Origin of the sequence: Priestia endophytica, assembly GCF_026790145.1 — a bacterium.
GTDB lineage: Bacteria > Bacillota > Bacilli > Bacillales > Bacillaceae_H > Bacillus_I > Bacillus_I endophytica_A.
On record NZ_JALAMS010000039.1, the window covers coordinates 35,916 to 54,140 of the forward strand.

The following is an 18,225-nucleotide window of genomic DNA, read 5'->3' on the forward strand; positions in this document are numbered from 1 at the left end:
CAAGCTCAGCAACAAGCTCAGCAACAAGCCCAAGCTCAACAAGAGGCTCAAGCTCAGCAACAAGCTCAGCAACAAGCCCAAGCTCAACAACAAGCTCAACAACAAGCTCAACAACAAGCTCAGCAACAAGCTCAAGCTCAACAAGAAGCCCAAGCTCAACAGCAACAACAGCAACAACAGCAACAACAGCAACAACAGCAACAACAACAACAACAACAACAGCAACAACAGCAACAACAGCAACAACAGCAACAACAGCAACAACAGCAAGCAACTGCATCTAAAACAATTACAGCTACAGCTACAGCATATACAGCTGACTGTTCTGGATGTTCAGGTGTAACAGCTACGGGAATTGATCTAAAAAGCAATCCTAATCAAAAAGTAATTGCTGTTGACCCAAGCGTTATTCCATTAGGTTCTAGAGTATGGGTTCAAGGCTATGGTGAAGCAATCGCTGGAGATACAGGTGGCGCTATTAAAGGTAACCGTATTGATATCTTTATGGCTGATCACCATCAAGCTAAAAACTGGGGTTCAAGAACTGTTCAAGTTAAAGTTTTAAACTAATAGAATAATAGAAAAAGAGAATATGATATTCATATTCTCTTTTTCATGCTTTATTTCCTTTGCATTCCAAAAATTCTCTTGAAAAATCCTTCTTTTCGGTTATCTTCTTGCACGTTTTTTATTACACTCTTTTTTTTGGCTGCTTTTAGCCACAAAGGAAACTCATTTAATAATTGATCATAAAGTTCACGGTCTGAGGTGTTTTCAATATCTTCAATGTGTATGAAATCTGCATTATCTACAATGCGATCCTCTAGCTCATCTAGTTTTTTTAAGAAGTCAAAGTTTCCATTACCAATACCAACAAATTGCCAAAAAATTGGCTTTACTGCGCTTTTTTCAATAAGAGATTTAATATTTTTCTTACACCCTCCATCATTAATAAAGACAAGAAAAGTTGGATAATCACTTTTTTCCTCTTCTATGTATTTTTTAATAACGTCTTCCATAACAGGTAATTCGTTGTTTCGGCCAAATTTATGAATGAGGTCGTCTCCTAAAATCACTCGATTTACGTAATCTTCAAAGTCTAGTTCAGTGACAGATTTGAGCCTTGAGAATTCATTATCATACACCCATACATCTAAAACCCCATCATCATCAAACTCGTGTGCTACAGCTAAGATACGTTCTACAACTTTCTGCACTGTTCCATTTTTATAAAGTGCTCTCATTGATCCTGTAATGTCTAAAACAAGACCTACACGAGCTTTGACGCCTCTTATATTCTTTTTCTCTAAAACCTGTTTTACATTTTCTTTCTGTAAATCAATTGTTATCATTTATACTCCCCTCTCCCTTTCCTTTTTTTTCATTATATCAAAACTCTATTTTTATTCATGTAAAAAAGCTGTCCTCTTAAGAGAACAGCTTTTGATAAATAATTTATTTACTTAAAGCACTTTTTCTTGAGCCTTTTACAAAGATAGACATTAATAATGCTACGAAAGCAAGAACTGCGGTAACCAGGAATGCCATGTTGACTCCATGAATTTGAGCCACCAACTGATCAGCTGTCTCCGCATTTTTAGTTGCACTACTCATCACTGTAATTAAGACCGCTGTTCCAATTGCTCCTGCAACTTGACGCATTGTGTTATTCATAGCTGTACCATGTGTGATAAGCTCTCTTGGCAGTTGATTTAAACCAGCCGTTGTTAAAGGCATCATAACCATTGCCATCCCAAGCATTCTGACTGCATACATAATTGTAATAAGTGTAATTGATGTATGATCATCTAATATTACAAATGGGATTGTACCAATCGTTAGAAGCGCTGTTCCCACAAGAGACAATCCTCTCGCTCCTACTTTATCAAAGATTCGTCCTGTAATTGGTGACATAACACCCATTAGAATGGCACCTGGAAGAAGGATAAGCCCTGATCTTAAAGCGCTATAGTGCAGCATTCCTTGGATGTAAAGCGGTAAAATTGTTGCACCACCAATCATTGCTGTGAAAACAATCATTGCAATAATTGTTGTAAGTGTGAAAATCGGATTCTTGAACACTCTAAATTCTAAAATTGGTTCTTTTAATTTAAACTGACGAACAATAAATAAAACAAGTGTTACGATTCCAACAATAAGCGGGGCTAAAACAGATAAACTTCCCCATCCATTTGATCCTGCATTACTAAAGCCAAACAGCAAGCCTCCGAAACCAAGCGTAGATAAAATAATGGACAGAACATCAAGCGTTGGATTTTTACGCTCTGTCACATTTTTAAGCGCAAAGTACGCGAAAATAATATCTATAACTGCAATTGGGAAAATGAGATAAAATAAATAGCGCCATGAGTAGCTGTCAACAATCCATCCAGATAGTGTTGGTCCGATAGCTGGCGCAAAGGCAATAACAAGTCCAACCATTCCCATTGCACTTCCGCGTTTTTCAATTGGGAACATTAAAAGTAAAATGGTTTGCATGAGTGGTAACATAATACCAGCTCCTGCGGCTTGTAATACACGTCCTACAAGCAATACGGAAAATGTCGGGGAAATAGCAGCAACTCCTGTACCTATAGCAAATAGGCCCATTGCTGTTAAGAATAATCCTCTTGTTGAAAATTTCCCGATTAAAAATGCTGTAACAGGAATCATAATTCCGTTAACTAACATAAAAACCGTTGTTAGCCATTGTGCTTTTGTTGCATCAATTTTCAAATCAGCCATAATATGCGGCAATGCTGTTGCCAATAGCGTTTGATTCAAAATAGCGACAAAGGCGCCCGCAAGCAATACGGTCATAATCACTTTTACACTATACTCGTGATGTTTGTGTGTTGAAGTTTGCTCCATGAATGTCTCCCTTTCTTTTTAAATTGTTAACATATTAGTTTTGCAAAGCTCTTTACCATTTATAAACTTTTCTATTTACTAAAATTTCACAAAGTGAAATTATGTACGTAGGTGTACACTTATCCTCTTCCCGTTCCTTAACTTATTTATGCTAGGGAAAAATTTTCTATTTGTAATAGATAAATGTATGGTGCACTAATATATTCCGTCTTTTATCATAACATATATCGCTATGGATTTTATCATAATACGCTTAGAACTATGTATTTCATTTCTAAAATCTTTCTTATCATATGTGGTTAGAATCTTCCCTATGCAAGGAAGAAAACTTACATAAAAGAAGCCGGGGATTTAATTCCCCAGCTTCTTTTATTCACCCTTCAAATTTTCATAATGTTGTACAATTTCTTTCATAATAGGACCATCTTCATCAAGTTCACTAATCTGTTCTAGTACTGCTACAATCCCTTGTTCCTTAAGCAGATTTTGCAACTTCATTGCTTCTTCATCTTCTTTTGGAGCAAAGAGTAATGCAGCTGCAATAGCCTTAGCAAGATGGGTATAAGAAAGACCCGCTTTCTTCGCTTCAACTGCAGGACGCACTAATCGATCTTGAGGACCTAATTTACGAATTGGAGAACGCCCTACTCTTGTTACACTATCATTAAGATATGGATTTTCAAATCGGCCAATAATCTTCTCGATGTATGCACTATGTTCTTCTTCATCTAATCCATATGCTTTTACTAGATAAGCCCCTGTTTCTTGTAACGTTGCTTTTACTTCTTCATGTATAGTGCTATCTTGTAATGTTTCGTGAATCGTTTCTTTTCCTTTTAGATATCCTAGATAGGCAATGACAGCATGTCCTGTATTAACAGTAAACAGCTTTCTTTCAATGAAAGGAGCAAGCTCTGGGACAATTTTCATTCCTTCTACAGGAGGGATTTCTTCGCTTGTTTCTACAACCCACTCATAGTACGGTTCAACTAAAACATCTAAAGAACCTTGCTCTGTTTGGATAGGTACAATACGATCAACAGCTGAATTAAAGAAACTTACTTTTTGAATAACAGCTTCTTTTTCTTCATTTTCTAGCGCATTTAAAATATGCTCCTTTAGAATATCTGTTGCTGAAATTTGATTTTCACATGCAATAACATACACTTTTTCATCATTAGACTTTACTCGCTCAGCAAGAGCTTTTGCAATAAGTGGAGCAATTCGTGGCAAGATATTTGGCCCTATCGCTGTTGTAATATATGTTGCTTCTTTAATTTCTTCTATAACTTCCTGTTCTTGCTGAAGATTATTTAAACCTGAAACATTCTCTACTGTGATAACTTCCTGCGGTTGTGCAGCCGTTTTTACTTGATAACTTTTATCCCTGTTAAGTTGTTCAATAATTTGCTCAGCAATATCAACAAACGTAACATGGTATCCTGATTGAGCAAATAAAGCACCTATAAACCCTCTTCCAATATTTCCTGCACCAAAGTGAACTGCCTTTTTCATCTTTATCATTCCTTTATTAAATTATTTTGGAGATATTCATAAAATGTTTCTTCTAACTTTTGACGAATAATGGTTTCATTCGATGAAGAAAAAATCATCATTGCCTCTTTATCCTCAATAAGTGTTGTGCTAATAAGACTTAAGATTTCTTGCTGACGCGTACTTAAATTCTCTGGAGCTAACATGAATAACATGTTCCATACCTCCATGTATTTACCATCCATCCCTTTAACAGTACATGCCTCTTCAAGATGAGCAATTTGAAAACTTAGAGTAGCAATAGAAGAATGTTTAGTATGGAAAAGAGCCATTCCTGTTTCAGGAATACCAAGCCCACCTTTTTTTTCTCTCTCTTCTAGCTTTTTTACAACTTCATTTTTCTGAGATAGCAGACCTTTATCTTCTTGCTGTTGAACAACCTTTTTTATGATTTCCTTATGATTAGAGAGGGGTGATTTAAAATGGAGTACTGTAAAATGATTAAGAATAGCTTCCATACTCCTATAAACATCTTCTAACTCTTTTAATACGTTACGAAAAGGTTTTTTCAAACGAGATGAAAAGGTTGCTTCATCATAATGAATAGTGGCATAGCTTTTATTTTTCGTTAAGTCCCCGATATGATTTTGCAGAAATTGATGAATGGATGAAACATCATCATCATTTAGAAGAGGGGTCACTAAAATATAATCAAGATGTGTGAACGGAAGTCGTACAGTTGAAATAATCACATCATATTGAGATAAATCTCGATTCTGAATCTCCATTAAAGATGAGATTTCAACAGACTGAATTTCAATGACTTCTTTCTTCACTCGACTTGCAAGCATTTTAGATGTGCCTATCCCTGTTGGGCAAACAATTAAAGCTTTCAACGCTATTGCTTCTTCACGCAGAACAAGTGCTGATCCAAAATGGAGTACTAAGTACGCTACTTCATCATCAGGAAATAATACTTCTTTAAAATGTTTCTCAAGGCTATTCCTTACAGCCATAAATAAAACAGGATATTTCCTGCGAATATCTTCTGTAAGAGGATTAAACAAAGCCATTTTTTGTTGAATTCTGAAGAGTGATGGTTCCATATGAGCAAGCAAACCTTGAAAAAGTGAAAAATCATCTTCAAGATTTACATGAAGTTGAGCCGAAACCTCTTCAATCATTTTTTTAATTAAGCTACTAAGGATAATACTGTCATTATAAATATAATAGCCTTCTTGAAGTTTGGAGCCTTTAAAAATAATCGTTAAAAAGCAAAGATCCTTTTCAGTTAATGCTTCTTGATCATTATGAATGAAATCTGAGCAAATCTCCTCAATCAGTTTATATTCATGTGAAAATCGGATTGAATTGTCATATTCCTCTTCTAATAAAAAACCGTCACTTGTCCTTTGTATCGCAATACAAATATGAACGATTAATCCAATATAATCACTATCTGCAAGTTTTGAAATGCTAAGCTGCATTGTTCTATTAACAGCTTCTTTTATTTTTATCAGATGTGGAACCTTAAGGTAGTTCAATACTTCTTTTTTATCATTTCCAAGGTTCTCAGTATGAAATAAATCTTGAATCAATTCTTCAGCAAAGTGTATAAGCAAATAAGCAGCTAACATTTTACGCTTACTTTCTTCACTTCCATGGAGACTAACTCCTACACCTCGTTTTCTTAATAATGTAACTTTAAAATCTTTAAGCCACTCTGCTAATTCATCTAGATAGGAAGATAACGTTGTCGTACTTACCCCTAGCTCTCGCGAAAGCACTTGAAGCTTAAAAGATTCTTCACCTCTTATTAAGGATAAAAGCAAAATTAACTTGCGCTGTTGTGGTGATTGATCAACAGGTTCAGTGTTCATTAACGCTTGAACTAATTTAAAAACACGTTCATTCTTCCCAATAATCATTAGTCCATTATCGCTTGTTCGTTCAAGTGTTAAGTCAAAGTTTTTCAGAACTCTCTCAATAGCTCTCAAATCTCTATGAACTGTTCTTACACTAACATTTAGAAACGTTGCAATTGAAAATGGCGTATGTTTACCTGATGTTTTAATAATCAGCTCAATAATTTCCTTTTCTCTTGAGGTTATAAACAAAATATCAGCTCATTTCTTATAACGTGAAATGGAGTACAGAAATGCATAAATAGAAAGGCACCTAGATGCCTTTCTATTTTATACATTAGCTTGAAGTCCCTTCACCGTTTAAAAGCTCCATTAGTTCTTCAGCTGTTTCAGCTTTTACCATTTTTTCGATGTTTGCCATATCAGAGCAAGTAACTGCTATCCCTGATAAAATTTCAAGATGAGTTCCATCTTTCCCAGCAATACCAAAGATTAAGCGAACCTTTTCACCATCAAAGTCCACTCCTTGTGGAACTTGAAGAACAGTGAAACCAGATTTTAATACTGCTTTCTTTGCTTCTTCTGTACCGTGTGGAATAGCAACATCATTACCCATAAAAGTAGATGTCATATTGTCACGCTCAATCATAGCTTCAATGTAACTTTCTTCAACATATCCGCTATCAACTAAAACACGTCCTGCAAATCGAATAGCCTCTTCCTTATTAGCAAATTCCTGATTCAAGAACACATTTTCTTTTCTTAATAAGCTATCATCCTGCTCAACTGGAGCAGCTTCTTCTTCCACTTCTTCAACTAACTCTTCAGTTGGTGTATCATGATCATTTTTCAACTTATCAATGAGCTTATCATATTCTGGACTTGATAAGAAATTATCAACAGAGATGTGATAAGCATCTGGTAGTTTATTTTGAGCACGCGGTGTTAGCTCCTCTTGTGTAATAACAATTTGAGCATCACTCGGCAGATTGCTAATAGCTGTGTTTGTAACTGAAATAGACAATCCTGCTTCTTTTACTTTCTTGCGAAGTAGTGAAGCACCCATCGCACTAGAACCCATACCAGCATCACATGCGAAAACAATTTTCTGAACGTTGTTTGGCATAGCTCCTTGGTTGGTTGTAAGTGTACTTGCTACAGAGCTCTTTTTCCCTTTCATCTCCTGCATTTTTTTAGATGCTTCTTCAATGTTTTCTGCTTTTTCTTTTCCAGTCTTTAAAATGAGTGATGCAACTGCAAATGAAACAATAGTAGCAACAAGGACACCCGCAATGTTTGCCATATAGGCGCCACCTGGTGTTGCTGCAAGAATTGCTAAAATGCTTCCTGGAGATGCAATAGCTTGTAACCCTCCACCAAGTAATACAAAGGTGAATACTCCACTCATACCTCCTAAAATAGCTGCAACGATTAATAATGGACGCATTAAGATGTAAGGAAAATAGATTTCATGAATCCCACCAAAGAAATGAATAATAGCTGCCCCTGGTGCAGATTGTTTTGCTGATCCTCTGCTAAAGAAGGCATAAGCAAGGAGAATTCCTAAACCAGGTCCTGGATTTGCTTCGAGAAGCAGTAGAATAGACTGGCCATCTGTACGAATTTGCTCAGCTCCAATTGGAGAGAGAATTCCGTGGTTAATTGCATTATTTAAGAACAATACTTTTGCAGGTTCAATAAGAATACTTGTTAATGGTAAAAGACCATGAGCAACCATCCAGTCTACACCAGCCATTAACCAGCCTGTAAAAGCATCAACAGCAGGTCCAACTCCTAGAAATGCTAAGATAGCTAAGATACCACCAAGAATCCCCGCCGAAAAGTTATTAACAAGCATTTCAAAACCAGTTTTAACTTTCCCTTCAATTGCACGGTCAAACTTTTTAATAACATAACCGCCAAGCGGCCCCATAATCATAGCACCGAGAAACATCGGGATATCAGAACCAACAATAACCCCCATTGTTGCAATAGCTCCCACAACTCCTCCACGCTGCTCGTGAACGAGCTTACCTCCTGTGTATCCAATTAACAAAGGAAGTAAATACGTGACCATCGGATCAACTAACTTGGCAAGGCTTTCATTCGGAAAGAAACCCTTTTCAATAAATAGTGCTGTAATAAGCCCCCAAGCAATAAATGCCCCAATATTCGGCATTACCATTGAGCTTAGAAAGTTACCGAACTTCTGTACAGCAACTTTTATATTTGATTGAGCCATGTGCTCTCTTCCTTTCTATGTGTATTAAGACTTATAATAACTACAGCTATAATGTTAGGATATGAATTGCTTTCATTCAACAAAGAAGAAAACTAACTTTGTCGCAGAGAAGAAGACAAAGCTTTTGTAATGGCTCTCAACTACATAATCTTCTTCACAGTCTTCCAATTCTATCTTTAGGAGGAAAAGTATGTTGAACTTATCAAAGTCAGATTTTGTAAAAATAATTCCCCTTTTGAATAATAATCCTCTCCCACCAACATTTGCTTATGCTGTTGCACACGGTGTCATAGAAGGAGATATTTTTGTTAGTAGTTGTTCCACAATTGATACGTTCTTACTCAAAACTCGTTCAGGGCTTTATTTTGCAGATGGGGATTTAAATAATCCATGTTTTTGTTCGTGGTTTAAAGATTATCTCTCTCAAAAAGCCAAGAATAAAGCAAATCGGCTTACTTTATTTTCCCCCAACAAAATTTTAGATCAAAAAATACGCGATACAATCGGAGGTCATTGTAAAGAAATGCAGCGATGCTCTTTTGACTTTGACCCTTGTGTATATAGTTCAGATTTTCCTTCTTGCCCTTCCTCTTCTTCCATCAAAGAAATGAATTACTACTACATCAAAAAGCACAAGGAGTTCCATGAAGCCTACTATAAGGAGTATTGGGGATCTGTTCATAATTTCTTGCATAACGGTTTTGGATATTGTATCGTTGATCATCATCAAAATATTTTAAGCACTTGTACGACTATCTTTCGTGGAGGGAAGTTTGCTGAAATAGATATTTCAACATCTCCGCAACATCAAGGAAAAGGGCTAGCAACTAAAGTGGCTCATGTCTTCATTAAGCACTGTTTAAAGCAGAAACTCACGCCTCGTTGGGATTGTGATTTTAACAATGAAAGCTCTAAACACCTCGCTAAAAAGCTTGGTTTTCACACACCGAAAACTTATACTGTTTTTGTGAGAAAATAAAAACATGCTCAAATGTTTGAGCATGTTTCTATTTCTATGCTTGAACTTCAAACGGTAGTTTCTCCCCTTTTATTCCAGCAACTAAATTTTCTGCAGCCATCATAGCCATTTTCTTGCGAGTTGCAATACTTGCACTGCCAATGTGAGGCACTGCTGTTACGTTAGGAAGAGAAAGAAGTGGATGAGAAGCAGAAATAGGTTCTTCCTCAAATACGTCGAGGCCAGCTGCCCAGATCTCCCCTTCTTTTAATGCCTTGTACAATGCTTGTTCATCTACGTTTGTTCCACGCGAAACATTAATAAACACAGCACTTTCTTTCATTAACTGAAACTGTTCTGTTCCTATCATATGTCTTGTTTCTTCAGAACCTGGAGCTAGCAATACAATGAAGGCGGACGTTTGAAGAAGCTCTGTAAGCTCACAATATGTAACGCCTATTTCCTCTTCAATATGAGGCTTTTGATTTCGATTATAATATACAACATCCATATTAAATCCAAGAGCTCGCCGGGCAACTCCTTCACCAATTCTTCCCATACCAATGATGCCAAGTCTCGCTCCGTAAATGTCTTGTCCTGTTAACAACATAGGCCCCCAGCTTTTCCACTTTTCTTCTTTTATATAATATGCTCCCTCAACAATGCGCCGACCTGCTGCCATAAGTAATGTAAAGGCTAAGTCTGCGGTTGTTTCATTCAAAACAGAAGGCGTATGACCAACAGCAATCCCTCGTTCTCTAGCATACTCCATCTCAATGTTATCAAAACCAACAGCCATTGTGCTTATCACTTTCAAATGCGGCGCACTTTCTATAAGTTCACGATCAATCTTATCTCCTACATTTGTATAAAGAGCATGAGCATTATGGACTTCTTCTTTTAATCGTTCATAAGGCATTGCTATTTCTTCTTCAGGCCATATATATAATTCTCCATACTTTTTCATAATGTCTAACGATTCATCAGGAATTTTTCGTGTAACAACAATTTTATACTCCCCCATACTTTTTCCTCCTCTATTCCCATTATTGTTTCTTCTTTTACTATACAGTGCCCTTTAAAAGGGATTCAACAAAATAGTATCTTGAACCTCCCCTTACGTCACCCTTTACACTCAATAATAAAAGAGAAGAAAGGATGAAAAACAATGCACGTAAGAAGAAAAGAAAAAGTCATGGTACAATTAATGCTTGGAACCTCCCTTATTTTGGGGTTTATTCCACCGCTTATTATGTTTCTTGCTTCTAGAAAAAAGAAGATTTTTTATAGAGAAACAAGTCGTAAAGCTTTAAACTTCCACCTAACCATTTTTCCATTATTTTTAGTTAGCTATATTCTCCCCTCTTCATTTAAGTCATTTTCATATATCATTCTCATAATTGAATCATTTTTTATTTTAAATGCCATGATTTCCATATTAATTCATAAACCTTACAAGTATTGGGCTCTTCCATATTTAAAGTAACGAAGGTGATAAAGATGGAACGAAATATGTTAACAATTGGGGAACTTGCAACTAAAACAGAGGTAACTATTCGAACGTTACGCTACTATGATAAGATTGGCCTTCTTAGTCCACGTCATTATAAGGAAGGCGGACATCGGCTCTATCAAGAAGAAGACGTCATGCGTTTACAGCAGATTCAATCTTTAAAGTTAATAGGCTTTTCCTTAAAAGAAATAAAAAACCTATTAGATAAGAGCTCTGTTGAACAAGAAACCTTGCATATAGCAATTGATTCTAAACTAGCTCACCTTAAAGAGGAACGAGATTCAATTGAGAAAACAATTTCTGCCTTATATCATATTAAAACAGTAACATCCAATCATCAGAATATTGACCTTCGCTTATTTTGTTTTGTTCTGTATTCTTTACTTTGGGATGAGAGAGAGAAACATAGTAAGAGTGAGCTTTCCATCCAAAACTTTACAGAAGAAGAAAGAACAAAGCTTGATCAGCAGTACTTTACTCTTTATACAGAACTAAAATATCTAGCAGAAGAAGATATTTCTCCTTCTTCCTCACAAGCCAGACATCTGTATTCTAATATGCAAGACCTTGTAAAGAGAACAATTATAGGAGATAAATTCTCTTCAACTTCTCTTGTCATTTCTAATGAAATTTTCAACCCTTTTACTGAAAAGGAGCTGAGGTTTTTAAAGTCTTTGACAAAACATCAAAAAGACCAGTCTTAAAAGACTGGTCTTTTAAGCTTTCTTTATTAATAAATAAAGAAAGTATGGTGCCCCAATTACCGCTACAACGAGGCCAACAGGGATTTCCGAAGGTGCTAAAATATTTCTTGCTAATGTATCTGAAACAAGAAGAAGTAATGCTCCTATTAAGGCTGTAACTGGCAAAAAACGCTCATGACGTGGACCTACTAATCTTCTTCCTAAATGAGGAGCTACAAGCCCAAGAAAAGCAATTCCTCCCCCAACCGAAACGGAACTTCCTGCTAGGGCAACCACAACAATAAGCAAAGTTCTACGCTCTTTTTCAACTTTTGTACCAAGTCCTGTAGCTACTTGATCCCCTAAATTCAACACATCTTTCTATTTTTAACACTAAAGTATCTCACCCTCTCTTTTACACCTAATATCCTAGCCAATGTGAAAACCTATCAACAAATACAGAAAATAAAAAAAGATGATATAATAGTGAAAACCTAGCGAAAAGGTCGTGATATCACACATCTATGATTTTCTACTCACCAAGATTTAGCTTTTTTTGCATTTAATTTTCAAATGATATTGAAAGGTGCTAATTTTATGAACAATTTAAATCGCAATATGGGTACTTTTTCGCTTATCATGGTTGGGCTTGGCTCAATCATTGGTTCAGGCTGGCTTTTCGGAGCTTGGAGAGCTGCTCAAATAGCTGGTCCAGCCGCTATTTTCTCATGGATTATTGGTATGATTGTTATTGGTATGATTGCTCTTTCTTATAGTGAACTTGGTGCAATGTTTCCAGAAGCTGGCGGGATGGTCAAATATACGCAATACTCACATGGCTCTTTCCTAGGATTTATCGCTGCTTGGGCAAACTGGATTGCTATTGTTTCTGTTATTCCTGTTGAAGCAGTTGCTTCAGTTCAATATATGAGTTCATGGCCTTGGGAATGGGCGCAGTGGACAAGCACTCTAGTAAAAGAGGGAACACTTACAGGTAAAGGATTACTTGTTGCCACAGCCCTTTTACTTGTTTACTTCTTCCTAAACTATTGGACAGTGAGTTTGTTCTCGAAAGCAAACTCGCTTATTACCGTTTTCAAAATTATAATCCCGGGATTAACAATTGGCGCTCTGTTGTTTGTTGGCTTTAATAGTGGAAATTTCACAGCAGGAGACAGCATTGCACCTAGTGGATGGGCTAGTGTTCTAACGGCTGTTGCAACATCTGGAATTGTATTTGCTTTTAATGGTTTCCAAAGCCCTATTAATATGGCTGGCGAAGCTAAAAATCCAGGTAGATCTATTCCGATTGCTGTTATTAGCTCTATCTTAATTGCTACTGTAATTTATGTACTTCTTCAAGTAGCCTTTATCGGCGCTGTTGATCCTGCAGCAATTGTAAACGGCTGGAGTCACTTGAACTTCAATTCACCGTTTGCCGATTTAGCAATTGCGTTGGGAATTAACTGGCTTGTTATTGTACTGTATGCCGATGCTTTTGTGTCTCCTTCAGGTACAGGAATTACGTATACAGCAACAACAGCTCGTATGCTTTATGGAATGGAAAAGAACAAATACTTACCAAGCTTCATCGGTAGGCTACATCCCCTTTATGGGATTCCTCGTCAAGCAATGTTTGTAAACTTAGGCGTATCTTTAATTTTCTTATTCTTATTCAGAGGATGGGGAGTGTTAGCTGAAATTATCTCAGTTGCAACCCTTATTTCATATTTGACAGGTCCAATTACTGTTATGACGTTGCGAAAAATCGGTAAAGATTTATACCGTCCACTTCGTTTAAAAGGATTAAGCATTATTGCACCACTTGGTTTCATTTTTGCTTCCTTAACTCTTTATTGGGCGCGTTGGCCGTTAACAGGACAAGTTTTGTTTATTATCTTAATCGGATTTCCAATTTATTTTTATTATCAAGCCAAAAATAACTGGAAAGATTTTAAGAAGAATTTCAAAGCTGGAGCTTGGATGGTTGTTTATCTTCTCTCAATGGTAGTCATCTCTTGGCTGGGAAGCGAGAAGTTTGGAGGACTAAATATTATTAAGTACGGATGGGACATGCTTCTAATTACTGTACTTTCTCTTTTCTTCTATGTTTGGGCACTTAAGAGCGGAATTGAAAGTGAATCTTTAGATGAAGGGCGCAAAGTGAATGACGCCTTACGTGCAGCTCAAAAAGAGCGGGTAAATGAAAAATAAACAGATAGTTCATCTTATTGATTATTATACTATTGAACTTTCAGGAGATTCATTTTCTTCTTACCTTCTTTTCTCTCTTAGAGAAAAGAAGGTTTTTTATTAGGTTAAGACTATTCTTCTCCTCTATATTTGTTATCACCAGGAAGACTTTTAATATGCTTCCAAGCTAAGATAGCGTCTTCTCTGCCCTTACCCTTATTTTTTGGATCGGCAAAATAATCTCGAATAAACTGATTGTACTGAAACTGAGATTCAATCTTTGATCGATAAGTTGGATCTTTTTTACGCTTTTCCTCTTTCACCCAAGCTTCTATTACATCTTGATATGTCTTTCCTACATTATTTTTAAAGTAATTTTGTATGTAAGTAGAAAAGTGAAAATTCGGAATGTGAAGCTTAAAAAAGGCCCTCACTTTCTGACTACACCTGTGACGTTCAGTAATAACCGTTTCAAGACATAACTCTTCATCTAATGAATGTACTGTTCTTCTCTTTGCTGGCTTTACGATTCTCCCTTCCCTCAGAAATATGCCTATACGCTCTGCTATCTCGTCTTTCGATCCTGATGTACTTAATCCATTATTATGGTAAAATGACTGCAGTTCTTTTTTAAGCCAGTAAAAATCTCTAAATTTATGCTCTGATAAATCTTTTGTTAAGGGCGGCCTTTCCATGCTATCTCTCCTCTCTATCTACCATTATAGAACAAACGTTCCCTCTCGTCAGTTTAAATATGGAAAATTCATCTTTTCAAATCTATAATTTGTCTTATACGCTACACTTTTTTAAAAGGAGGGAAAACATGAAAATCACAAAAGAGAAACAAAAGCTTTGGGAGCTTCTTGGTGACCTGCCCGAGAGAAGTAAAATCTCTGTTACAACCCTTTTTGAGCGAGAGATGGAAACCTACATTGTAGAGGAACTTTTACTATACCTAAATGGCAAAGAAAACGTTCCTGCTTATTTCGTTAAACCAAAAAACAAAGCTAAGAAAAGACCCACTGTGCTTTTTAATCATTCACATGGCGGCCTGTACGACATGGGAAAGAAAGAACTCCTGAAAAGTAGTCCATATTTATATGAAGAAGCATTTGCCAAAACATTAACAAACCTAGGCTACAATGTGCTTTGCCTTGATATGTGGGGATTTGGAGAAAGAGCAGGAAAAGCTCAAACAGAGATTTTTAAGGAGATGCTTTGGAATGGTGAAGTCTTATGGGGAATGATGATCTACGACAGCATAAGAGGAATTGACTACTTATTCGAACGAGAGGATGTTGATTCTACGCGCATTGCAACAATGGGGATGTCAATGGGTGGATTAATGGCATGGTGGATTGCTGCCTTAGATAAGCGTATTTCAGTTTGTATAGATATTACAGCACAAGTTGAAGCTAGAGCACTGATAAAACAGAGACGGCTTGATTCCCATGGCTTCTACTCCTATGTCCCTAGCCTTCTTAAACATTTTGAAACAGCTGAGATTCAATCTTTCATTGCACCTCGACCACACTTAAGTCTTGTAGGAGAACATGATCTGTTAACTCCTTATGATGGACTTTCTATTATTGACGAAGAATTAAAAAGAATTTATGAAGAGATGGGGCTAGCTCATCATTGGAAAATGAGTCGTTATCCCTGTGGTCACATTGAGACAGCTGGAATGCGTGCTGAAGCTTGCGACTTTTTAAAGAAGTATTTGTAACAAAACAAAAGCAGCCTTATATAAGGCTGCTTTTGTTAAGCAAAGTCTTTATAAAGAGCAATAAAGGCCTCTCTCGAACGTTCAATCTGATCAAGAGACACACTAAAAGATAGTCGAAAATACCCTTTTACTCCAAATCCGCTGCTTGGGACAACTAAGATTTTGTATTTTTCAGCTGCGTGTTGACAAAATGCTACTTCATCTTCAATTGGTGATTTTGGAAAAACGAAGAAACCACCTTTTGGCATCATAAAGTCAAATCCTGCTTCTTGCAGAATATCTACAATTAAATCACGACGTTTCTTATATTCGCTTGCATCTACTTTTAAGTTATCCATGCTTGCAATTGCCCGCTGCATTAAGACCGGCGCATTTACAAACCCAAGTGTACGATTGCAGTATACAAATGCAGCAGTAAGAAGGTCCACATCAGGTGTATCGTTATCTAGAACAAGATAACCTAAACGTTCACCAGCAATTCCTAAATCTTTACTGAAAGAGCTGGCTAAAATGATATTATGATATGCTTTAAATGGATCTGCAAGCTCTTCGTCATAAATAAGCTGGCTATAAGGTTCGTCAAATAAAACGTAAATACTTTGACTGTTTTCTTTTTCACACGACTTTAAAAGCTCGCCTAGCTCATTAACATTTTCTTGTGTAAGAGCCGTTCCTGTTGGGTTATGCGGAGTATTTAAAATAAGCCCTTTTGTTTTTGGAGTAATGGCTTTTTTAACAGCTTCAATATCAATCTCAAATTTCTCTGTTAATGGACAGCTAACTACCTTTCCACCGTTGTTTTCAATGTATGCTTTGTACTCAGCAAAATAAGGAGCAAGAACAATGACTTCTTCACCTTCATTTAAAATACTTCGTAAGGCCACATTTAAAGCTCCCCCTGCCCCCACGGTCATCACAACGTGCTTCGAGGAGAAGTTACCAGAGAAACGTGAACTGATAAACTCAGCTACTTTTTCCCTTGCTTCTACAAGTCCTTGGTTTGGTATGTATCCGTGCCCTCCTTTTTTCACTTCTTCACGTAGCGCTTCTGTGAATGATTTTGGTGGTTCAACAACTGGATTACCTAATGAGAAATCAAAAACTTGATCTTCTCCAAACTCTTTCTTTAAACGGTTTCCTTCATCAAAAAGCTTACGAATCCATGAGGAGTTTTCTAGATTTGCCACAATTCGTTTTGATAAATCTGCCACTCTAATCTTTCCCTTCTGCTTAAAATCGTTCTTACTTAAAAATATCTTAAATTTCCTTTTTCCACAACAGACCCTGTATCTTTTTTGTAAAACTAAACTCCCTTTATATTTCATTACATTGAAAGTAAATAAACCTACTTTATCGATTAATAGCAAGACAGAGTGGGTACGTTAATAAATATTAGATAGGAAAGGAGCTGTCTACTTTGTTTACTCTTATTTTAAAGTTAACCATTTCCTTTTTTGCAGTTATGAATCCATTAGGAAACATGCCTATCTTTATCTCACTTACAAATGGCTATTCTCTTGAAGAAAAGCATCGCAATGCACGAAAAGCTGCTATTATTTCTTTCATCATTCTCACTGTATTTTTACTTCTTGGAAACTTCATTTTTTCAATGTTCGGCATCACAATCCATGCATTCCGTATTGCTGGAGGCATTTTGATTTTTGGAATTGCTTACAACCTTCTTCATGCTAAAACTTCTAATGCTCAAAGCCCTCACCAAACAGAGCAAAGGGAAGCTGAAGCTAAAAATGATATCTCAGTAACCCCTCTCGCTCTGCCAATCATGGCTGGTCCAGGGACAATCGCAACTGTCATGTCACAGAATTCACATTCACTCAAACAAGTAGTGAGCGTCTTTATTAGCTACACATTAATTCTAGCTGTTACATTCTTTTTATTTTATTATTCTTCATCCATCATTAAGAAACTTGGACAAAATGGCGTCAATGTGATTTCAAGACTTATGGGGCTTATTCTAGCTGTAATGGCTATTCAAATGATTGCAGAAGGAATCAAAGGACTTTTTCCTTCTCTTTAAAAATAGAACATTTATGATCTACTTCTTAAATTTCAAGTAAAATAAAGTTTTCTTCAACACAACTTTTTAAAACAAAGCAAGCATATTTTCTATTGTCAAAGTAATATATTATCTATTCCCCCATAGCAATAAAAAAGGAGAAACAGCCGGGAACTGCTTCTCCTTTTTTATTATTTCACTTGAACTTGAAGCTCAGCTATCATATCTTCCAACCGTTCTTTCTGAGCCTGAAGCTCTTCTACTGATGGCTCAGAAGAGAGCTTTTGAGTGCCACCAAGTGAATTCTTCGGCTAGACAAAACGCTGTAATTACCCGCCATTTTGCTCATAAAGACGGTATCCTACAGTTCCAATAACAGTTCCTGATACAAAGCTCATTAGAAAATCAAAGGTAATCATATGTTTATTCCCCATTAATTTATATATAGGAATGGCCATCCAAATTATACCTTATATTATCTGTTTTTTCTTTTAATATTTTCTCATGTTTTACATTACTTCCAGCATACTATGAATAAGGAATTTTTTTACGGGAATAATTGAGAATGTATTGAGAAAGTGGACAAATTAGCACAATTTCATAGAAAACGCTTTTATAAGCTATATAAGCGCTTTTTTTGCCCTTTTTTTCAACTCCTTTTCT

At 36.4% G+C, this 18,225-nt stretch carries 15 protein-coding genes and 1 pseudogene; 7 read left to right on the top strand and 9 right to left on the bottom strand.

Features of this window, described 5'->3' with window-relative positions; all coding sequences use genetic code 11:
- Positions 1-570 (top strand): 3D domain-containing protein (locus tag MOC86_RS22565; RefSeq protein ID WP_268586203.1); only part of this gene is annotated, 570 nt, incomplete at its 5' end.
- 50 nt (positions 571-620) lie between these two features.
- Here the strand turns inward: MOC86_RS22565 and MOC86_RS22570 are convergent.
- The 5 genes from MOC86_RS22570 to MOC86_RS22590 form a co-directional block, all read right to left on the bottom strand.
- Positions 621-1,352, bottom strand: a complete 732-nt coding sequence (locus tag MOC86_RS22570; protein WP_268586204.1) for a vWA domain-containing protein — start codon at positions 1,350-1,352, stop codon at positions 621-623.
- Positions 1,353-1,455: 103 nt separating this feature from the next.
- Positions 1,456-2,871: an MDR family MFS transporter gene (locus tag MOC86_RS22575; protein WP_268586205.1), complete on the bottom strand. Its 1,416-nt coding sequence runs from the start codon at positions 2,869-2,871 to the stop codon at positions 1,456-1,458.
- 369 nt (positions 2,872-3,240) lie between these two features.
- On the bottom strand, positions 3,241-4,386 hold the full coding sequence (locus MOC86_RS22580) for a mannitol-1-phosphate 5-dehydrogenase (RefSeq protein ID WP_268586206.1): 1,146 nt from the start codon (positions 4,384-4,386) through the stop codon (positions 3,241-3,243).
- A 5-nt stretch (positions 4,387-4,391) separates the two neighbouring features.
- On the bottom strand, positions 4,392-6,482 hold the full coding sequence (locus MOC86_RS22585; protein ID WP_268586207.1) for a BglG family transcription antiterminator: 2,091 nt from the start codon (positions 6,480-6,482) through the stop codon (positions 4,392-4,394).
- Positions 6,483-6,567: 85 nt separating this feature from the next.
- Positions 6,568-8,472: a PTS mannitol transporter subunit IICBA gene (locus MOC86_RS22590; protein WP_268586208.1), complete on the bottom strand. Its 1,905-nt coding sequence runs from the start codon at positions 8,470-8,472 to the stop codon at positions 6,568-6,570.
- 190 nt (positions 8,473-8,662) lie between these two features.
- Here MOC86_RS22590 and MOC86_RS22595 point away from each other — a divergent pair, with 190 nt between their 5' ends.
- Positions 8,663-9,451, top strand: a complete 789-nt coding sequence (locus MOC86_RS22595) for a GNAT family N-acetyltransferase (protein WP_268586209.1) — start codon at positions 8,663-8,665, stop codon at positions 9,449-9,451.
- Positions 9,452-9,485: 34 nt separating this feature from the next.
- On the opposite strand, the gene MOC86_RS22600 is transcribed toward MOC86_RS22595, so the two are convergent.
- Positions 9,486-10,454, bottom strand: coding sequence for a 2-hydroxyacid dehydrogenase (locus MOC86_RS22600; RefSeq protein WP_268586210.1), 969 nt, complete (start codon positions 10,452-10,454; stop codon positions 9,486-9,488).
- A 183-nt stretch (positions 10,455-10,637) separates the two neighbouring features.
- On the opposite strand from MOC86_RS22600, the gene MOC86_RS22605 reads away from it, so the two are divergent.
- A complete protein-coding gene (locus MOC86_RS22605) occupies positions 10,638-10,916 on the top strand; it encodes a DUF4870 domain-containing protein (protein ID WP_268586242.1) in 279 nt (92 codons plus the stop codon).
- Positions 10,917-10,930: 14 nt separating this feature from the next.
- The gene (locus tag MOC86_RS22610; protein WP_268586211.1) at positions 10,931-11,647 is read left to right on the top strand and encodes a MerR family transcriptional regulator; all 717 of its coding nucleotides are present in this window, start codon (positions 10,931-10,933) and stop codon (positions 11,645-11,647) included.
- A gap of 12 nt (positions 11,648-11,659) precedes the next feature.
- Here MOC86_RS22610 and MOC86_RS22615 read toward each other — a convergent pair.
- Positions 11,660-12,004, bottom strand: a pseudogene (locus MOC86_RS22615) (FecCD family ABC transporter permease); the annotation flags it as partial.
- Positions 12,005-12,223: 219 nt separating this feature from the next.
- On the opposite strand from MOC86_RS22615, the gene MOC86_RS22620 reads away from it, so the two are divergent.
- Positions 12,224-13,840: an APC family permease gene (locus tag MOC86_RS22620; protein WP_268586212.1), complete on the top strand. Its 1,617-nt coding sequence runs from the start codon at positions 12,224-12,226 to the stop codon at positions 13,838-13,840.
- Positions 13,841-13,950: 110 nt separating this feature from the next.
- Here MOC86_RS22620 and MOC86_RS22625 read toward each other — a convergent pair whose 3' ends face one another.
- Positions 13,951-14,514, bottom strand: coding sequence for a DUF6434 domain-containing protein (locus MOC86_RS22625; RefSeq protein ID WP_268586213.1), 564 nt, complete (start codon positions 14,512-14,514; stop codon positions 13,951-13,953).
- A 128-nt stretch (positions 14,515-14,642) separates the two neighbouring features.
- On the opposite strand from MOC86_RS22625, the gene MOC86_RS22630 reads away from it, so the two are divergent.
- A complete protein-coding gene (locus tag MOC86_RS22630; RefSeq protein WP_268586214.1) occupies positions 14,643-15,545 on the top strand; it encodes a dienelactone hydrolase family protein in 903 nt (300 codons plus the stop codon).
- Between the two features lie 35 nt (positions 15,546-15,580).
- Here the strand turns inward: MOC86_RS22630 and MOC86_RS22635 are convergent, their stop codons facing one another.
- A complete protein-coding gene (locus MOC86_RS22635; protein WP_268586243.1) occupies positions 15,581-16,762 on the bottom strand; it encodes a pyridoxal phosphate-dependent aminotransferase in 1,182 nt (393 codons plus the stop codon).
- A 200-nt stretch (positions 16,763-16,962) separates the two neighbouring features.
- On the opposite strand from MOC86_RS22635, the gene MOC86_RS22640 reads away from it, so the two are divergent.
- Complete coding sequence (locus tag MOC86_RS22640) at positions 16,963-17,583, top strand: MarC family protein (protein WP_268586215.1); 621 nt, start codon at positions 16,963-16,965, stop codon at positions 17,581-17,583.
- The last annotated feature ends 642 nt before the right edge of the window (positions 17,584-18,225 follow it).

Coding starts and splice junctions, on each gene's coding strand:
- MOC86_RS22610 (WP_268586211.1), top strand. CDS start 10,931: ATGGAACGAAATATGTTAACAATTGGGGAACTTGCAACTAAAACAGAG.
- MOC86_RS22600 (WP_268586210.1), bottom strand. CDS start 10,454: ATGGGGGAGTATAAAATTGTTGTTACACGAAAAATTCCTGATGAATCG.
- MOC86_RS22580 (WP_268586206.1), bottom strand. CDS start 4,386: ATGAAAAAGGCAGTTCACTTTGGTGCAGGAAATATTGGAAGAGGGTTT.
- MOC86_RS22570 (WP_268586204.1), bottom strand. CDS start 1,352: ATGATAACAATTGATTTACAGAAAGAAAATGTAAAACAGGTTTTAGAG.
- MOC86_RS22605 (WP_268586242.1), top strand. CDS start 10,638: ATGCTTGGAACCTCCCTTATTTTGGGGTTTATTCCACCGCTTATTATG.
- MOC86_RS22590 (WP_268586208.1), bottom strand. CDS start 8,472: ATGGCTCAATCAAATATAAAAGTTGCTGTACAGAAGTTCGGTAACTTT.
- MOC86_RS22595 (WP_268586209.1), top strand. CDS start 8,663: ATGTTGAACTTATCAAAGTCAGATTTTGTAAAAATAATTCCCCTTTTG.
- MOC86_RS22630 (WP_268586214.1), top strand. CDS start 14,643: ATGAAAATCACAAAAGAGAAACAAAAGCTTTGGGAGCTTCTTGGTGAC.
- MOC86_RS22575 (WP_268586205.1), bottom strand. CDS start 2,871: ATGGAGCAAACTTCAACACACAAACATCACGAGTATAGTGTAAAAGTG.
- MOC86_RS22620 (WP_268586212.1), top strand. CDS start 12,224: ATGAACAATTTAAATCGCAATATGGGTACTTTTTCGCTTATCATGGTT.
- MOC86_RS22625 (WP_268586213.1), bottom strand. CDS start 14,514: ATGGAAAGGCCGCCCTTAACAAAAGATTTATCAGAGCATAAATTTAGA.